Raw genomic sequence first — 18,466 nt, forward strand, 5'->3', positions numbered from 1 at the left:
CATGAAAGTCATCGTCCAAGAAACGCCGTTTGATCCATATCGTGAAGTGGCTGCCTTTCAGGATACCTTGCCGCATGGCAAGCATGGCGGTGTCGTTTCCTTTGTCGGCACCATGCGCGATTTCAATGAAGGTCAGAATGTGACCTCGATGATCTTGGATCACTATCCAGGCATGACTGAAAAGCACATCGAGCGTGTTTGTGAAGAAGCCGCGGAACGCTGGGAAATTATTGACAGCCTGGTCGTGCATCGTTATGGCGAGATGTTCCCCAATGATCCGATCGTGCTGGTGGCCGTGTGGTCGGCGCATCGTGCCAATGCCTTCGATGCCTGCCGTTTCATTATCAACTATCTCAAGGAGCGCGCGCCGTTCTGGAAGTGCGAAACCGATCGTAATGGCGGGCGGCACTGGGTTGAGCACAACTCGAAAGATCCCAAGGCCGAAGTGACCGATGCCAAGCCGGTCAAGCGATCAGCTTAAATCAATCTCCAGGGCGGACTTCAGGTCCGCCCTGGCCTTTCTGCACCACAGCGGTTAGATTTCTCTAATGCGTGAAAAAGAACCCAGTACCCGTATTCTTTACGTGCGACATGGCGAGACGGATTTTCCATTGGATCGCATTTATTGCGACAGCATTGAAGATCCGCCGCTGAACGCTCGTGGACAGGTGCAGGCGGCTACTACTGCCGAGGCGTTGCGGGTACATTCTGTGGACCAAATCTATTCCAGTCCGAGCCAGCGGACGCGAATGACTGCCGCTGCAATTGCAGCACCTAAGGGGTTGGCGGTCAATCTCGATCCGGGTTTGGTCGAGCGTCATTTCGGGATCTGGGAGGGGCTCTATTTTGATGAAATCGAGCGCCAGTATCCCGAGGAATATCAGTGTTGGAAACGGGATCAGGCGGCCTTCCAGCCGTCGCAGGGCGAGTCCATGTACGCCTTGGTCGAGCGCACTGAGGCGGTGATAAAGCGCTTGGTGGAGACCCATCGCGGCCAAACACTCGTGGTCGTGACCCATGTCGGCCCGATCCGGGCCTTGGTGGCTGAAGCTATCGGGTTGCCCTTGGCAGCTTACCGGCAGCTCCGGATTGATCCGGCCTCGGTAACTTGTGTGGATTATGGAGTTAAAGGTAATAATTTGATTTTTTTGAATTTTCATTCTCGTCATGGCATGGGGGTAGAGCCAATGCCGCTGTTGGGAGAAAAAGGTTGAAATCATTTCCATCATTTTTACTGGAAAAGGCTAAAGTTCTAATCTTGGATGGCCGATAACCTTATAGGAAAGCAGGGCAAGCGGATCTGATCCGCAGGCCGGAGCGTTATGGTAGGGATGTTGGAGGTCGAGGCTTGGATTGGCCTGCGCCACCCAATATGTATAGCATGTGGGCGTGGAAGCGCTTGACAGATTCAAGGATGGTGTTATACATTGTTGTACGGGGGTAGGCCCCGTAGTATTCTGTTGTGCAACAGTTGACCGTATTGCTGCACGGGTGGTATAAAGTTCTCGGTAGGGTTTAGGAGGGGATGCGGCGCCATCTCCGTAAGCGTGTGAAGTTTAGGAGGCTATAAAATGCGTAATATTATGAAAGCGGCGACCTCCATCGGTTCTGCAGCCCTGGTACTTTCCGGGGTAGCGATGGCGGCTGCTCCTACGACGGCTAATTTTGATCAATGGTCTGTGTCTACCGGCACGATTGGCGCGGCTTGCCCAACAGGCTTTACCTGTGGCACCGCAGTGACGGGTGATGGTTTCTTTCAGCGTCAAATTGTTGATACGACGGCTGGTGGTAAGACTTATTTCCAGACAATCATCACCGATACGGGTGCAACGGCTACCCAGCCTAATCTGGCTAACCTGACGTTCGGTGACGAAAGCTTTGTCCAGACTCAAAATACCGCTGGCGGTATTTTGGACAAGCAACGTTTGAAAGAAGTGTCGGGTGCTGACACCTTCGGTGGCAGCACGTCCATCCAGTCTGGTTGGGCGGGTGCTCTTGTTAATCTGGGACAAAGCCTGAAAAATACTTCTGGTAGCGGTTTCCGTACCGACTTCTTCTATGAAGCCGATACTGCGAACCTGACCGCTGGTGTACCGAACAACATGAAGATGAAGGTTGCCAGCCGTGTTGGTTTGACGGGTACAGCGGCTCTGGGCACCGATCAGATCTGGCAGGCAGCGCCTACCGGTATCGACTGGCAGGAGTTCCTATTGGCTGAAGCCAAGGGTACCTACATTTCTGCGAATGGTACTCTGAATCTGGCAGGTGCTACGCCGGCGACTTCGATTACCTATACTACGGGTAACGATATCAAGGGTGTTTATGTCGGTCAGAACATGAATGCGACCGTGGGCCAGGAGTTTGGTTATCAGAACTTTGATAACGTCAGCGATGCGCTGGCTCTGATCAGCAAGTTCGGTCTGACAGCAGGTTCGGCGGTTGGTCCAAGTGGTTGGCCGGCTGTGTTTGGCAGCACTGCGACCGACGGTACTGGCTTCTAAGCTAGGCTGTAGATATAGGTGGTATCAGAGAGAGGGGCGTTATGCCCCTCTCTTTTTTTATGAAATAAAGATAGATATAGTGGCCATTGTTGGCGATGGCAATTTTGACGGTTGTCCGTGTGGATGAGTAATGAATTTCAGATTGGCAAAGGGAGGGGCGATGATACAAGTCTTGGGTAATATTCGAGGAAGTCTGTCGCTGCTATTGTGCTTGTCTCTGGTAGAGGTGGCGATGGCGGCTGATCCAACGGCGAATGATATTGTGCAGCAATGTGAGTACAAAAGCGCGGGGCCTGATAATACTTCGCAGCTGAGTATTACTCTAATCGATAAGGATGGCAGTGAACGTAAGAACGTCTATCGTCGACTGTGGAAGAATTATCGTGAGGCGGGTGGCGAGGTGGCGGATAAGATGGTGTTGATGACTGAATTTCCGCCAGATGCTCGCGGCACCGGTTTTTTGCGCTGGGGTTATTTGGCAGCCAGTGGCAAAATGGCAGATCAATGGTTGTATTTACCGCAACTGCGCAAGATTCGTCGCGTTTCTGTGCGTGATCCTGGAGATAGCTTTTTGGGTTCCGATTTGACCTATGGCGATATCGATGATCGGCCAGTAACGGCTGATACCCATACCTTGCTTCGGGTGGAGAATCTCGGTGGTCAGCCGCACTATGTAGTGGAGAGTGTGCCTAAAGAAGCGAACTCTCTCTATAGCAAACGTGTGTCGTGGTATGCCAAGGGGCAGAATTGGGCGGGTTGCGTACGCCAGAAGACCGATTATTTCGATCGTCAGGGGATGTTGCTAAAAACGGCTACACTGAAGTGGCAGCAGGTGGGAAAGGCATGGGCCTGGGACCGGGTGCAGGTAGAAAACGTACAGACGCGCCACAAGTCGTTGTTTGAAGTCACTGATGTAAAGGTGGGGGTCGGGTTGGAGGATCGCCAGTTTACGGAGCGAGAGCTGCAAAAAGGTGGTTAACAGGCGGTGAGCATGAGCTAGTCCAAGGCGCCGTTCAGGATTTTCTGGACGGCGTTTTTTATTTGATGTATAACATTACTTATAATAAAAAGTCCTTTAAGGACGATTGGTTATCGCTGCGTGGGTAGTTGAGCTTGACTTCGCGATGACACATGTATAACATTGTTACACATGTGTTTGACATGGGTATATGGATGCCCTATGACACGGAGGACAAGGCCAATGAGTAATCAAATACCCAATCCTGGGAAAATCATGCGGGAGCGTGCGCTCTCCATGGCAATGAAGCGTAAAGAAGAATACCTTGGGGCACGCGTGCCGCGCGAATTACGGGATCGCGTGTTACAACGATCCAAAGACCTGGGGATACCGGTTTCAATCCTGATTCGCAATATTCTGGAAGAAGCCTTTAAGGAGGCAGAAGCCGCAATGACGTCTGGGCAGACGGTGGCAGAGAGTGGCGGCAGGGATGATAGATTTGCGGCTGTTTTGGGCTGGGAAAAGATGGTACTGAATCGCAATGTTGTATGTTCCGGGTGCAGTATTTCGTTGCATGCGGGGCAGAGCGTGACTTTGGGGCTGGGGGCAGGTGAGCTCATTGTGTTGTGTGATAAGTGCAAGAGCCGCATCTGATGCGCTAAATGAGGGTGGTGGTGGTCACGAGTGTTACGGCAATTACTGATATCTTTTCTTGCGGCGGGATTGCTGATGGCCGGGACGATACACGCCCAAGAGAGCGCGTTCAGTTCCGGCGGCAGTGATTTATTTGGCACGCAACTCGATCTTGAGCAAGATACAAGTGTTTGGTCGAAAATTCGGCTGAGCGGTTATCTAAAAAATGAAACTGCGTATCGAATGCGTGAGCCGCGCTCGATTACCAAAATTCGCAATATAGCTTACGCCAATGTTCAGTATCCCTATAGCGACACGGTGAACCTTACCTATTCGGGGTGGGCTTACTATGACCTCGCCTACGATTTGTTCAATTACGAAACCATCGCTGCGCGTTTGGAGCGTAATCAAAATGAGCCGTTGGCTTTCGTTAAAAATCTTTCCCACGAAAAAGACTCGCCAGTAATTGCGACGCGTGAGATGTACATAGACGTCTCACACGGTTCGTGGGATGTGCGCGCGGGTAAACAATATGTGGTATGGGGTGTGCTAGAGGGGGTGCGGATTGTCGATGAAATCAATCCGATGGATTTCCGCGAACTGATCCTGCCCGATTTGCTTGATTACCGGATACCGCTCTGGACCTTTAAGTTGGATCACTACGCTGATGCAGGTAATTTTGAGTTATTGTTGATTCCGGATTTGAAATTTCATAAACCAGCGCCTCCTGGATCAGAATGGGAGTTATTGCAGGATGTGCCGGGGACGACGAAGCCGGAGTCGTGGAAGCTGGAGAATACAGAGATTGGTCTGCGCTGGTCGACGACCTGGCTCGATACCGAATTGGCATTAAGCTATTTCTATACTTGGGATGATTTTCCAGTCATCTTTCGCACAGTTAAAATTGACGGAACGATTCCAGCAGTATTTTTCCCAACCTATACACGAATCTCAATGTACGGCTTGACGGCTGTTCGGCAAATGGGAAATTACATTCTCAAGGGTGAGTTTGCTTATGTGACCGATAAATTTTTCGGGCGGAGTAATACTGCTGATATCGACAAGGATGGTTATGTCGATACCAACGGTGAGGCGCAGAAAAATCATTTTCGCTGGGGGGGCGGTGTCGATTTTGTGATGATGGGCTGGGATGTGTCGCTTGGGATGATGCAGTGGATAGTGTTGGGATGGGAGCCGACGCTGATCCAGAAGCAGACGGATACGTCCTATAATCTGTTCATGCGACGTGAGTTTCCTCAGTATTCGATGACGGCGCAGTTGCTCTTCATTTACTTACAGGGATTGAAGGAGACTTACTGGAAGCCGAAGGTGTTCTTCCAGGTGACGAACCGTTTTCAGGTTGCGGTGGGCATGGACATGTTTGATGGACGCGGGTCCGATTTCGGGACTTCCAGTGTAACGGCGACGGGGCAGTTTAACAACTCGATTCAGGTGGCGCAGTTCCTGGGGAATTTTCATGATAACGATCGCGTCTTTGTTGAGTTTAAATACTCGTTCTAAGGTATCTTTGACGTTAAATTAACAATGGAATGTTAGATCAATGCGTAAGCTATACGGAATAGTCACCCAATATCCCAAGCTGATCCTTATCATCACGGTCGCGATGATCGTGTTCCTGGCGATGCAATTGTCATCGTTGCGCTGGGAGACTGATGCACGGGTGTACATGCCAAAGGGGCATCCGGCAATTAAATACGATGAGCGGGTCGAGCATCTGTTTGGGGTAAAAGATGCAGTGGTCATCGTCATCGAAAACAATCATAAATCTATTTATAACGCTGAAACCCTGGCGCGCGTGGCGCGTATTACCGAAAAAGTTGGGGCGCTGCCGGGCGTAGTGGCCTTGCGTACGATCGATGTGGCTTCGTTGGCGACGGCGACGGTATTCGTCGGAACTGATGAGGCCATGGGTGCGCAACGCTTGATGCCATACGCACCAAAAACCGAGACGGAAATGGCAGCGCTGAAGCAAAGCGTGCAGCAGCATGCGGATTTGTTGGTGGGCAATCTTGTGTCTACCGATGGCAATGCGACCATGATACGCGCCAAGCTCAAGGAAGGGGCGGTTAACCGCTATCAGACCTATTGGCAGATCAAAGGCATTCTTGCCGCTGAGAATGGGGGCGAGGGTGAGTGGCAGGGAAACTGGCAGCAGGGTGGCAATTGGAGTTCGGCGGGTGGCTGGAAGGCGGCTGGAGATAAGGCGGCTGATGCCGCAGCCAAGCCCGTATTTGTAACGGCGAAGGATAACGGCGATGTGTTTTATCTTGCCGGGAGGCCGGTCATTGAAGTGACGTCGGGTTTGCATGCTATGGATGACATGAAACGCATGATTCCCTTGCTGCTGGTGTTAATGGCGTTTGCATTGTTCTTGGTTTTTCGCACCGGGCCTGGTGTTGCGATCCCGATGTTGGTCATGGCTGGTGCAGTAATTTCCACTTTGGGCTTGATGGCATTTCTGAATGTTCCCCTCTATACCATTTCTACGATGCTGCCGGTAATTCTGGTGGCCGTGGGGATCGGTGATTCTGTGCATCTGCTGAGTGAATATTACAACAAGGTGTTGGACAACCCGCATCGCAAAGCGGGGGAAATTGTTGCCGAGGTGTTGGGTGAGCTGGGTTCGCCATTGGTGATGACCTCCGCGACGACGGCGATTGGTTTCTTGACGTTTTTGTTTGCTGATATGCCGCCCTTCAAAATGTTCGGTTTATTTACGGTGGTAGGGATTGTGTTTAGCTGGTTGCTGACAGTGACCTTTGCAGCGGCATTATTGTCGGTAATGCCGCCCAAGGTAAGTGGTTATCTATCCAAGCGTCGCTCGATGCGTGTTCATGCTGAACAAGATGTGTTGACGCGATGGTTGGTAACGCTGGGGCGAGGGTTGATGTCTAATCCGCGGCGTTCGCTGTTGCTGATTGGAGTGGTGACACTGGTCGTTGGTGCGGGTGCAAGTCGTTTGCAGGTCAATTCCAGCTGGATGAGTGATTTTAAAAAAGGCAGCGAGGTTTCTCAATCGACTCAGTTGCTGAATCAGCGTTTTGACGGGACCATATTCCTCAATGTGGTCATCGAGACGGATCGGCGTGATGCATTTAAAGATCCCGTGTTGTTGGCGAAGATGGAGGCGCTACAGAATTATGCCGAGAGCTTGCCAGACGTGGGAGATACCTTGTCGGTCGTTGATTTTCTGAAGAGCATGAATAAATCGCTGCATGCGGAAGATAACTCATTCAATGTGTTGCCGAAATCGGGGGCGGAAATTGCTGAGGCGCTCTATTTGTTCTCGGTTTCCGGACAGCCGGAACTGCTGGACGAGGTGGTGGATTTTGGTTATCAGCGTGCCAACATCAGCATTTCAATCAAGACAGATGAAACTGCGCGCCTGAAGGCGATTATCGATAAATTACGCGCCTTTATCGATGCTAATTTGGCGGGGCCTGGCGTGGACGTTAATTTTGCGGGATCGGCGAATAATTCTTATATTTGGGCTGATTTGCTGATTGATAGCCAGGGCTCGTCGATTATCTTCTCCAAAGTGGGAATTTTTGTGTTGGCAGCATTTTTATTTGGGTCGCTTTATTATGGAGTGATGACGATAGTGCCGGTGACTATCACCACGATTCTGGTGGCAGGGGCGGCAGGGTGGTTGAGAGTGCCATTGGATGTGTCGACAGCGTTGGCGGCGGGGGTGGCCATTGGTGTGGGGGTCGATTATGCCGTGCATTATCTGTTTCGTTATCGACGTGAACGGCAGAGTGTGGATCATCAAGACGCCGCATTAAATACATTGCGGAGCATAGGGCGCACAATAGTTTTCAACGCGGTGGTGGTGACGGTAGGTTTTGCCGTGTTGTTCATGTCGGAGTTTCCGCCGCATGTGAAATTAGGCGTATTTGTAGTTATTTATATGATTTTGAGCTGTATTGTTGCGCTGATGGTCTTGCCGCTCTTCGATAAGCGGACGCAGACATAATGAGTTCCGCCATGTTGTGGCAGATGAGACTTTTCCCGCGTTGGGTGTTGAGAAAAGGGGCGGTTGCCCTTTTTCAGTTTTCACGTCAGGTGTCGTTTGTTTCTTTCCTGCGTGGACATTTAATGTGTGTTGTGAAGAAACGGATTGTTTATTCGCGGCATGTTCCAGTCCGATTGTTGCAGCTGCTGGTATTGAGTGTGTGCGGTGTTGCCGCAGCTTGGGGGGCGGAGGAGCGGACGTTTAGTGTCGGGATGTACCTTGGCGTGCATCGTCCTGCCTTGGAGGAATTGAATCAATATGAATTTCAGTCACCTGTTGCAGGGACTGCGACGCTTACCAATGCCGCGACCGGAGGTAATGACAGTGTGAGTCTCTATTTTCCTAATCCGCTGCCTGAGTTGGGGTTGGGTACCAATGCGGGGCTGGAGTTTCAGTGGCAGTTGGACCGTAAGAATTCGGTGATATTTGGTGGTAGCACCTGGGAAGCGTCTTCTCGCGCGACGATTGATGGTTTGTTTTCGCTGCAAGGTGAGTTGGCGGAAGTGCATATGAAGCGTGCGGCCAAGATGTCTTATAACGAATTCTATGCGGGTGTGCGTCGTTATGTGATTGATGAGCCAAAGAGATACAAGGTCTACTATCGACTGACGCTTAATGAGATTTACGATATTGATTATCGCGAGGATTTATCTTTTACCTATCTTACAGGGTTGGCTAAAGGAGTGACCAAGAATATCGTTTTGATGTCTCAGGCGACAGGTTTGCTGGCGCTGCAGCCCGGGATTGGGGGGGATTATTTCTTTCGTGATTGGATGTCGGTGGGGATCGAGGCTTCCTATTTAATCGGATTGCGTGCAGTCCAGCTGCGAGAGGGGGCGCTGAAACAGGACTTTCTGATTACGGATAATCTTGATTTGTTTCTTCCATATAAGATTAATACAAACTATGGCTATGCGGAGTATCTTCGTAATCCACCAAAATCCAGAGATGATTATGATCGCCTTGATCTAAGTTTCGATGGCTGGAAGATTCTGGCGCGGTTGAATCTGTATTTTTAATAGCGGCTATATTATGCAGCGAGCGGGAAAACATCGATTCAATGGAGCGTTTTCGCGTGTGATCGCGCGAGCATTTTGTTGTTTGATGCTTGTTTCTGTAGTTCCAATTTCGCATGCGCAGCAAGAAGCTATTGACTTGCCAGCGGCTCAGCCGGCGGTGAACCGGTTGTTGGATGTCGCTCGCGAGGCAATGCAAAAGGGAAAGTTTAACGAGGCGTATCAGGTCTTTGCAGAAGTTGTCAGGTTGGATCCCAATAATGCAGAGGCCTATTATCAGCAGGCCATCATCCATTTTCAGCGCGGTGAGTTTGCGCAGGGCTTGCCATTGATTCGGCGCAGCGTTGAATTGTCGCCTGACAACCTTGCACTGCGTTTTGCGTATGCCAGGGCTCTAACTGAGTCCAAAAATCCGACAGATGCGATCGAGCAGTATCGCTATATTTTGAGCAAGGCTCCCCCCGAATCCAAAGAGGCCCAGGAAGCGGACAAGCAGGTGGGCTTGGCGGTGTTTAACGGCTTGGCGGCGCAAGGCAAAATACAGGAAATGGATCAGATAGGTATGCAGCTGATGCGGCGGCATGGTGGTGAGCCCGATGTCTTGCACAATATCGGGATTACTTTGTATCGGCTGGGTCGTTTTGATGAGGCGATTACTATTTATCGGCGCCTGATTGGGCTGGTGCCGAATAATCCGGTAGCGCACTTTCATTTGGCGATGGTGTTGGAGGCCAAGGGGGATGTGAGTGGAGCGGAGGTATCCTATCAAAGAGTGGTTGATTTGGCAGCCAAGTCACCTATGGGGCAAACATCAAAGATTAAGCTGGGTACCATTCGTGGGGTGCGATATCTCCAGGGCGGAGATGTGGTCTTGGCGCGGCAGGAGTTCGAAGAGGTCATCAAGCTTGATCCTGATAATTTCCAGGTGGGTATGAGTTTGGCGGCATTGCATCATTCGGCGAATGAATTGCCAGAGGCGATAAAGGCGTATGAAGGCATTGTCGATCATAATCCTGATAATTTAGAGGCTCGATTACGATTGGGGATGGTGTATTTGGATTCGCGACGAATTCCAGAGGGCGTTCGCGAATTGGATTTGGTGGTGGCTCGCGGCGGTGAACAGCAAGTGGCGGTCAGTGCCGCCGCATTATTGAATCGGGTTGAACAGTTGGTGGGGGGGCGTCTTGCGGAAGTGAGGCAAACGAATCGCGATCTGGATCAGTACCTGGCGGCATTGACGCAAAGTCCAGCGGACCCCGATGTTTATTTTAAATTGGGTGAGATTTGGTTGAAGCTTGGCAATCAAGATAAGGCCAAAGAAGCTTTTCAGAAGGCGGCGGCGCTGGATCCTGGGCATGCTGACGCCCGATTGCGTCTTGGTTATATCTACGAAGAAGAAAATAAAATGCCGGAAGCGGCGCGGCAGTATAGCGCGGCATTGGCAGTGGCGACTGATTCGGAACAGATTGTAAAAATTCAGCGTCTATTGTTGTTGGCACAGGGACGGCAACGATTGGAAAAAGGTGAGCTCGAAGGGGCGGAGGATGCTTTTCGTGAAGTTTTGAAACGATTCGATGGCGATTTGACAGCGCTGTGGAATATGGGGGCGGTCAAGTTGCGGCAGGGAAAGCCTGAGGACGCGCTCGGTTGGTATGATGAGGTGATCAAACGCTATCCGGATCAGGTTGGGGCACGAATGAATATGGCCCAGGTGTATGAGCAGTTGAGCCGGGAAAACGATGCGATCATTCAATATGGATTTATTGCGCAATCAAGCAAGGCAAATGACAAGATGCGCCGGTATGCTGAGCAGAGGGCGGATGTTCTCCGGCGGCAGACGAATGGTTTTAGTTATGCCCTGGGTTATACGCTGGCCATGGATGACAATGCCAATTTGAGTGATGATGGACTATTTGAATATCGTTCAGATACTTATGCGTCAGTGGCGTATAACTACAAGATCAACAAGAATTATAAATTCCATCTGGATGCGCGGCCCACGTATTCAACATTTCATCGTGGGCAATATGATTTTTTTAATTTCACGTTAGCCCCGTCATTACAGACAAGTCGCTGGGGGTATGACTTTTCCCTGGGATATGAGGCATCAAGTCAGTTTGGAGTTCTGCGGGCCGAAGATAATGTCAGTCGCACCAATAATTTTTCTTTGGATGCATCTTGGCGAAGTGACAACGGCAAATTCTATCAGGTGAACGGGTCTTATCGAACTCTGGCGACTCAGACGAGTCCATTTTTTGATGCGGACACGCTGTCTTTGAATCTGTACATTAATCGCCAGTTTGCCGAGGGCATGCCTTTCGGGTATGGCTATACTTTTACGGATAACAAAAATAATCAGCCGTTAGGTGCGGACTACGCCTATTACAGTCACGCACTTTCTGGGCGGTTGGATAAACGGTTGGGGGGAAAGGTCTCGGTGTTTACAGATGGGTCGGCGACACTGTATGTGTACAAAAACTTGGACTCTTCGACCTTGTTAACAGGCCCCAAAAGACGTATCAATCTGGCGACCATGGTGCGGCTGGGGGGGAATTATCAATGGACCGAGAGCTTTAGTGTCAATGTGAGCTATATGGCGTTGATTCAGCGCTCCAACTTGCCACTCGGTATTGTCTATGATCCCACGCAAATCGTTGAGGGGATTATCTATAGCGGCGCGGTGGCGCGACAAAGTAACTCGCTGGGGGGCTATACGCGGCAGGCGTTCAATATTGGGGTGCGCTACACCTTCTGAGGTTATGCTGCTGTTTCCAGCAGGCGGCTAGTCACGTAGGCCATTGAAGGCGCTCACCGCCCAAGTCAGAGAGATTGCTGCAAATCCAAACATGATCATAGCGCCGAAACCATAGCTGGAGAAATCCGGTGTGCCCACCAGCACCGCGCGCACTGATTCCACTGCATAGGTGATGGGGTTGATCAGGGAGATGCTTTCGATCCAGCCGGGCATGAATTGCTTCGGCACCATGGCGCTGGAGAGGAACATCAGCGGCAGGGTCATCAGGTTACCGATCATGACCAGCGGTTCTTCGCGTTGCAGTACGATGGCAAAGCCGTTGGATAATGCCGCCAAGCCAACGCCCAATAAAAAGACGCTTAACATTGCCATCAATAACGATAGCGGATCGAGATTAAGCTTGGCGCCCATCAGCCATGCGACCAGGATGATGACGAGAGTTTGTAGCACGACTTGCGCCGCTGAGTGCAGAACGCGGCTGAGGACGATGGCGATTCGCGACACTGGCGAGACCAGCATCTTGTCGACGCTGCCGGCAGTGATTTCGCGTAACAGGCTCACACCAGACCACGACGAACCAAACAGCGCTGTCATGACCAGGACGCCGGGAACAAAGAAATCAACATAGCTGCTGCCATCATCCATTGGGATGTTGACGACATTCTTAAATAGCTGGGTGAAGATCAACAGCCAGAGTAAGGGTTGAACCAGGGTGAACAACGTCCACATCGGCATGCGCAGAGTGATTTTGGTGTATTTTAGAAACAGGTACCAGGTATCGGCCAACACAATCGTGTCCTCGAATTAATTTTTATCGTCTTTGGATTGCCATTTTTGCCAGTCGCCTTGCGACTGGTTTGGCCATTGCTTGTCTTGTGGCCACTGTTGTTGATTGGGCCAGGATTGTCCGGCCTGTTGCGGCCATTGTTGTTCGGTAGTCTTGGGCTCAGGCGCGCCCTGCGCTGCTGGCACAGCTTCGGCTGACGTAGAGGTTGATGATTCGGACGTCACATCTTGTTGTTGCCATTGCTGCCGCTGTTGTTGCCAGCCTGCCTTTTGTTGTTCGTCGCCGTTTTCTTCAAGTTTGGTCTGCCACTTTTGCCAGTTCTTTTCCCATTTACTACCACCGCCTTTGCCGGCCCATTGCTGCCACCACTCTTCGCCTTCCTCCTTGTCTTTGGCTTCGGCGAGGGAGTTGCCGGTGTATTTCAGGAATACATCGTCCAATGTAGGGTGGGCCAGTGACAGTGTCTTGATGCCAACACCTTTTTCACCGGCAAGACGAACAATCGTTGGTACGGATTCACCGCCGTTGTCAACGTAGAGATGAAGTTTGTCATTTTCCCAGACCACATCGCGCACGCCGGGGAGTTCGTGCAGTGCATAAGTGAGTGTGCCGACTTCCGGGCCTGCACTGCTGAAGGTCAGGATGACTGCGTCACCGTGAATTGCGTTTTTGAGGGCTTCCGGGGTGTCGATAACCTGAATCTTGCCGCTGTTGATGATGGCGACGCGATGGCTCAAATGATCCGCCTCTTCCAGGTAGTGGGTGGTGAGGAGAATGGTGAGTCCTTGTTCTTTGTTTAATTTCTCAATGTAGCGCCACAGGTTCTGCCGGCTCTTGATGTCGAGGCCGAGGGTGGGTTCATCCAGGAATAAAACTTTGGGGCCATGAATCAGTGCCGTGGCGATATCCAGCTTGCGCCGCATGCCGCCGGAGTAGGTCATCACCTGGCGATCAAGCGCGTCGGCGATTTCGAAATAGGTGGCCAGTTCCTGAATGCGGGCATCAATTTCGCTTTTTTTCATCCGGTAGAGCCGGCCCTGTAATTCCAGGTTTTCACGGCCGGTCAGAAAATAATCAACCCCGGTTTGTTGGGCGACGACGCCGATAGTGGTGCGGACTTTTTCAGGATGCGTATCGACGTTGTAACCGGCGACTTCGACTTGCCCTTCATCAAAGCCGCTGAGGGTGGAGAGGACGCGGATGGTCGTGGTTTTGCCGGCACCATTGGGGCCGAGCAGGGCCAAGATTTCCCCGGCGTTGACTTCGAGTTCAAGGCCATTAATCGCTTTGACGCCGCCATTAAAGATCTTGGTTAAACCGCTGACTCGAATCCCGCTCGTGATCCCGCTTGAATTGGCCATAAGTGTAGTCATTGTTTTTTATAGAAATAGGGCGGCCATTATAGCCCATCCGTGCCGATGTCCAACAGATTACTGAGGGATTTTCCTTTCAAGTGCTGTTTTTATCTGGCCACAAGGGGCCTGCTACAATGCCTGGTTTCAATTCACGGATAGGTGACCGATGCGGGTATTAGGTATCGAGACGTCCTGCGACGAGACCGGCATCGCGATTTATGACAGTGAGGCCGGGCTGCTGGCCCACGCCCTGTATAGCCAGGTGCAATTGCATGATGATTATGGCGGGGTGGTGCCGGAACTGGCCTCGCGTGACCATGTGCGCAAGACCCTGCCCCTGATTCGGCAGGTGTTGGCCGAGGCTGGGCTAAAAGGCGGTCAAATCAATGGGGTAGGCTATACCGCTGGGCCGGGGCTAATCGGGGCTCTGTTGGTGGGGGCGGCGATTGGCCGCAGCCTGGCCTGGGCCTGGGGGGTGCCCGCGGTGGCGGTGCACCATATGGAGGGGCACCTGCTGGCGCCGATGCTGGAACCGGCGCCGCCTGAGTTCCCCTTTGTCGCGCTGCTGGTCTCCGGCGGCCACACGATGCTGGTCGAGGTGGCTGGCGTCGGGCAGTACCGGTTGTTGGGCGATACCGTGGACGATGCGGCGGGCGAGGCTTTCGACAAGACCGCCAAGCTGTTGGGCCTGGGTTATCCCGGCGGTCCGGCGCTGGCGGCGCTGGCGGCGCAGGGGAATCCGTCGCGCTTCAAGTTCCCCCGGCCGATGACCAACCGGCCGGGCCTGGATTTCAGCTTCAGCGGTCTCAAGACCTATGCCCTCACCACGCTGCGGTCGGCAGGCAATGACGATCAAACCCGCGCCGATATCGCCCGCGCCTTTGAAGAGGCTGTCGCCGATACCTTGGCGATTAAATGCCGCCGCGCCCTGGAAGCAACAGGGATGAAGCGGCTGGTGTTGGCCGGTGGCGTGAGCGCCAATCAACGTTTGCGGGAACGGATGCAGCGTCTGAGTACGGAACAACAGGTGCAGATTTATTATCCGCGACCGCAATTTTGCACCGATAACGGTGCCATGATTGCCTATGCCGGCTGGCGCCGATTGCAAGCTGGGCAACAGGAAACGGTAGCGATTACAGCACGCGCGCGCTGGCGGCTGGAAGAATTGATGCCAGCTTGAGATTGGAAAAATCCAACGCGGACGAGTGCATGGATGCACGAGGTAGGGCAACGCATGGAGCAGTTGCCGAGACGCAGAGGAATCCAAAATTTACGAAAGACATCTGTTCTTGGGAGCGGTACGTGTTGAATAAGAAATTTATATTGCTTTTCTCCACGTCTTTGCGTTTCCGCGTTAGATTTTAAGCCTTTTAGGAGAAAAAATGTCCGCACAAGAAAGCTGGTACGAAGAAAAACAATCGGCGTGGTTGTATCGTGTCGTGATAGACGTCGAGCCGGATGTGCTCAAACAAAGGATGTTCACTGAGTTGGCGGAGGCCGCTGAGGGGCAGTCTCTGGTATGGGAAAAACAAATCGTGCAGGCAGGATTGGTGACGCCTGAATTTGTGCCGTCAGCGCGTGCCCGAATAGTGGCGTTCCTGCTGCGAAATATGGGCCCGCGCGCGTTGCGGCCGGTATTGGCGGCGATGAAAGTGCGTGGCGTATCCGTCTATTCTGCGCCACCGTTAGCGCATGGCCATGTGATGCCGACCTCGGTCAGCGAGGTCGGTGGCCGGCACATGGGCGTGGCCAGCGGCGGCAATCTGCGCGCCGCAGTGTTTGGGATCAATGATGGTCTGGTGTCGAATACCAGTCTGATCATGGGCATGGCCGGGGCGATGGCCGATGCCAAAGTGGTGATGCTCACCGGCACTGCGGGTCTGCTCGCCGGTGCGTTTTCGATGGCGGCCGGTGAGTTCGTGTCCGTGCGTTCGCAGCGTGAGTTGTATGAATATCAGATCGGTCTTGAGCGCGATGAGTTGCTTGAATATCCCGAGGAAGAGGCCGAAGAGCTGGCCCTGATTTATAACGCCCGAGGCATGCCCATGGATCAGGCGCGGCAAATAGCTCAGGAATTGATTCGTGATCCGGAGCATGCACTTAACACCCTGGCCCGCGAGGAACTGGGCATGAACCCCGATGACCTGGGTTCACCGTGGGGAGCGGCAATGGCTTCATTTAGTGCCTTTGCCGTGGGGGGTGTATTGCCCTTGTTACCGTTTTTGTTCGGGGCGGGTACGCAGGCCGTGCTGGGGGCTGCGATCCTCGGCGCTATCAGCCTGTTTGCTGTGGGCGCGACGTTGAGCCTGTTTACCGGCCGTGCCGCCTGGTGGAGCGGTCTGCGGATGTTGCTGATTGGCGGTGGCGCTGGGGCAGTGACTTATTTGGTAGGTGGCTGGTTGGGAGTGAGTCTGGTTTAGATTCAGGGGAAAGGGGAAAGATAAAAGGGGGAAGGGGTGGTGCGCCTGCGGCACATTTAAATGCATTTAGTTCTCGGCCAAAGGCCGACACATCCCCTTTCCCCTTTTATCTTTCCCCTTTCCCCTGTTTTTATTCGGTTTCGGGTATAATTGCGCACCTTTTATTCACCTGCTGAGAATACTTTTGTGATCGAAAATCTGCGCAACATCGCCATCATCGCCCACGTTGACCACGGTAAGACCACCCTGGTTGATAAACTGCTGCAACAATCCGGCACCTTCGAAGGTCGTGGCGAGATGCAGGAACGGGTGATGGATTCCAATGACCTGGAAAAAGAACGCGGCATTACCATCCTGGCCAAGAATACCGCCATCCGCTGGCGCGACTATCGCATCAACATCGTGGATACCCCCGGCCATGCCGACTTCGGTGGCGAAGTGGAGCGCGTGTTGTCGATGGTCGATTCCGTGTTGTTGCTGGTGGATGCTGTCGACGGCCCAATGCCGCAGACGCGCTTCGTTACGCAGAAGGCGCTTGCGCGTGGCCTGCGTCCGATCGTTGTCATTAACAAAGTGGATCGCCCCGGCAGCCGCGCAGACTGGGTGCTGGATCAAACCTTCGATCTCTTCGATCGCATTGGCGCAACCGATGAACAGCTCGACTTCCCGGTCGTCTATGCCTCTGCGCTTAATGGCTACGCTGGTTTGACTGCGGATGTACGCGAGGGTGACATGACGGCGCTGTTCGAGGCCGTGATCAAACATGTGCCGGTGCCCCAGGTTGACAGCAGCGGTCCGTTCCAGATGCAAGTCAGTCAGCTCGACTACAACAGTTATGTCGGCGTTATCGGCATCGGCCGCATTACGCGCGGCAAGGTCAAGACTAATTCAGCGGTTACCGTGATTGATCGCGAAGGCAAGACCCGTAACGGCCGTATCTTGCAAGTGCTCGGTTTCCATGGCTTGAAGCGTGTTGAAGTCCCTGAGGCAGAAGCGGGCGACATCATCGCCTTTACCGGTCTGGATCAACTAAATATTTCCGATACGCTTTGCGATCCGAATAAAGTCGACGCACTGCCGCCGCTCAGTGTCGATGAGCCAACCGTGAGCATGACCTTCCAGGTCAACAACTCACCTTTTTCTGGTAAAGATGGCAAATACGTTACCTCGCGCCAAATCTGGGAGCGTCTGGAGCGCGAGCTGGTGCATAACGTCGCACTGCGTGTTGAGCGTACCGACAATGCCGACAGATTCCGTGTCTCCGGTCGTGGCGAATTGCATCTTTCGATCCTGATCGAAAATATGCGTCGTGAAGGTTATGAGCTCGGTGTTTCGCGCCCTGAAGTTATTATGCGTGATGTCAATGGCGTCAAACATGAACCTTACGAGCAGCTCACCGTTGATGTTGAAGAACAGCATCAGGGCGGAGTAATGCAAAAACTCGGCGAGCGTGGCGGTGATCTCAAGAATATGGTGCCGGATGGTAAAGGTCGTGTGCGTCTGGATTACGTGATCCCTTCACGCGGCTTGATCGGCTTCCGCACCGAGTTTCTGACAGCGACACAAGGTACCGGTCTCATCTATCACGTCTTCGATCATTACGGCCCGATGAAAAAGGGTGATTTCGGTAGCCGCATCAACGGCGTGTTGATCGCCAATGGCGTTGGCAAAGCGCTGGCGTATGCACTGTTCAGCTTGCAGGAACGCGGTCGCCTGTTTATCGGTCACGGTGAAGAAGTGTACGAAGGGATGGTGATCGGCATCCATTCACGTGACAACGACCTGGTCGTTAATCCGCTCAAGGCTAAGCAGCTCACCAATATTCGTGCCGCCGGTACCGATGAAAATCTGGTGCTGTCGCCGCCGATCAAAATGAGTCTTGAACAAGCGCTGGAGTTTATCGACGAGGACGAACTGGTTGAAGTGACGCCGAAGTTTATCCGTATTCGGAAAAGACTGTTGACAGAGAATGATCGCAAGCGCTCCTCGCGCTAAGCGGGAGGTT

The 18,466-nt window shown here is 52.5% G+C and carries 14 protein-coding genes; 12 read left to right on the top strand and 2 right to left on the bottom strand.

All coding sequences use genetic code 11. From position 1 onward, the window contains the following. Nucleotide 1 precedes the first annotated feature (1 nt). The 9 genes from HY272_13395 (at nt 2) to HY272_13435 (ending at nt 11,899) form a co-directional block, all read left to right on the top strand. The gene (locus tag HY272_13395) at nt 2-481 is read left to right on the top strand and encodes a molybdenum cofactor biosynthesis protein MoaE (protein ID MBI3773678.1); all 480 of its coding nucleotides are present in this window, start codon (nt 2-4) and stop codon (nt 479-481) included. 67 nt (nt 482-548) lie between these two features. Beyond that, nucleotides 549-1,214, top strand: a complete 666-nt coding sequence (locus tag HY272_13400; GenBank protein ID MBI3773679.1) for a histidine phosphatase family protein — start codon at nt 549-551, stop codon at nt 1,212-1,214. A gap of 357 nt (nt 1,215-1,571) precedes the next feature. Then, nucleotides 1,572-2,501 (top strand): hypothetical protein, encoded by a 930-nt coding sequence (locus HY272_13405; GenBank protein MBI3773680.1) that lies wholly within the window; start codon nt 1,572-1,574, stop codon nt 2,499-2,501. Between the two features lie 160 nt (nt 2,502-2,661). Continuing rightward, nucleotides 2,662-3,480, top strand: coding sequence for an outer membrane lipoprotein-sorting protein (locus tag HY272_13410; protein ID MBI3773681.1), 819 nt, complete (start codon nt 2,662-2,664; stop codon nt 3,478-3,480). Between the two features lie 222 nt (nt 3,481-3,702). Further along, complete coding sequence (locus HY272_13415) at nt 3,703-4,113, top strand: hypothetical protein (GenBank protein MBI3773682.1); 411 nt, start codon at nt 3,703-3,705, stop codon at nt 4,111-4,113. Nucleotides 4,114-4,143: 30 nt separating this feature from the next. Continuing rightward, entirely contained in the window at nt 4,144-5,613 is a 1,470-nt protein-coding gene (locus HY272_13420) for a hypothetical protein (GenBank protein ID MBI3773683.1), read from the top strand. Between the two features lie 40 nt (nt 5,614-5,653). After that, the gene (locus HY272_13425; protein MBI3773684.1) at nt 5,654-8,089 is read left to right on the top strand and encodes an MMPL family transporter; all 2,436 of its coding nucleotides are present in this window, start codon (nt 5,654-5,656) and stop codon (nt 8,087-8,089) included. Between the two features lie 11 nt (nt 8,090-8,100). After that, a complete protein-coding gene (locus HY272_13430) occupies nt 8,101-9,147 on the top strand; it encodes a hypothetical protein (protein ID MBI3773685.1) in 1,047 nt (348 codons plus the stop codon). A gap of 85 nt (nt 9,148-9,232) precedes the next feature. After that, nucleotides 9,233-11,899 carry a tetratricopeptide repeat protein gene (locus HY272_13435; protein ID MBI3773686.1) on the top strand — a complete coding sequence of 889 codons (2,667 nt, stop codon included), beginning with the start codon at nt 9,233-9,235 and terminating at the stop codon, nt 11,897-11,899. A gap of 27 nt (nt 11,900-11,926) precedes the next feature. On the opposite strand, the gene HY272_13440 is transcribed toward HY272_13435, so the two are convergent. Together HY272_13440 and HY272_13445 are read right to left on the bottom strand one after the other, a co-directional pair. Next, the gene (locus tag HY272_13440) at nt 11,927-12,688 is read right to left on the bottom strand and encodes an ABC transporter permease (protein MBI3773687.1); all 762 of its coding nucleotides are present in this window, start codon (nt 12,686-12,688) and stop codon (nt 11,927-11,929) included. 15 nt (nt 12,689-12,703) lie between these two features. Continuing rightward, nucleotides 12,704-14,047 carry an ATP-binding cassette domain-containing protein gene (locus HY272_13445; protein MBI3773688.1) on the bottom strand — a complete coding sequence of 448 codons (1,344 nt, stop codon included), beginning with the start codon at nt 14,045-14,047 and terminating at the stop codon, nt 12,704-12,706. A gap of 160 nt (nt 14,048-14,207) precedes the next feature. On the opposite strand from HY272_13445, the gene tsaD reads away from it, so the two are divergent. The 3 genes from tsaD to typA all read left to right on the top strand — a co-directional run bounded on the left by tsaD (nt 14,208) and on the right by typA (nt 18,456). Then, a complete protein-coding gene (gene tsaD / locus HY272_13450; protein MBI3773689.1) occupies nt 14,208-15,221 on the top strand; it encodes a tRNA (adenosine(37)-N6)-threonylcarbamoyltransferase complex transferase subunit TsaD in 1,014 nt (337 codons plus the stop codon). A gap of 202 nt (nt 15,222-15,423) precedes the next feature. Next, complete coding sequence (locus HY272_13455) at nt 15,424-16,461, top strand: VIT1/CCC1 transporter family protein (GenBank protein ID MBI3773690.1); 1,038 nt, start codon at nt 15,424-15,426, stop codon at nt 16,459-16,461. A gap of 186 nt (nt 16,462-16,647) precedes the next feature. Next, nucleotides 16,648-18,456: a translational GTPase TypA gene (gene typA / locus HY272_13460; protein MBI3773691.1), complete on the top strand. Its 1,809-nt coding sequence runs from the start codon at nt 16,648-16,650 to the stop codon at nt 18,454-18,456. Nucleotides 18,457-18,466 lie beyond the last annotated feature (10 nt).

It is taken from the genome of Gammaproteobacteria bacterium, from assembly GCA_016200485.1.
GTDB lineage: Bacteria > Pseudomonadota > Gammaproteobacteria > Tenderiales > Tenderiaceae > JACQEP01.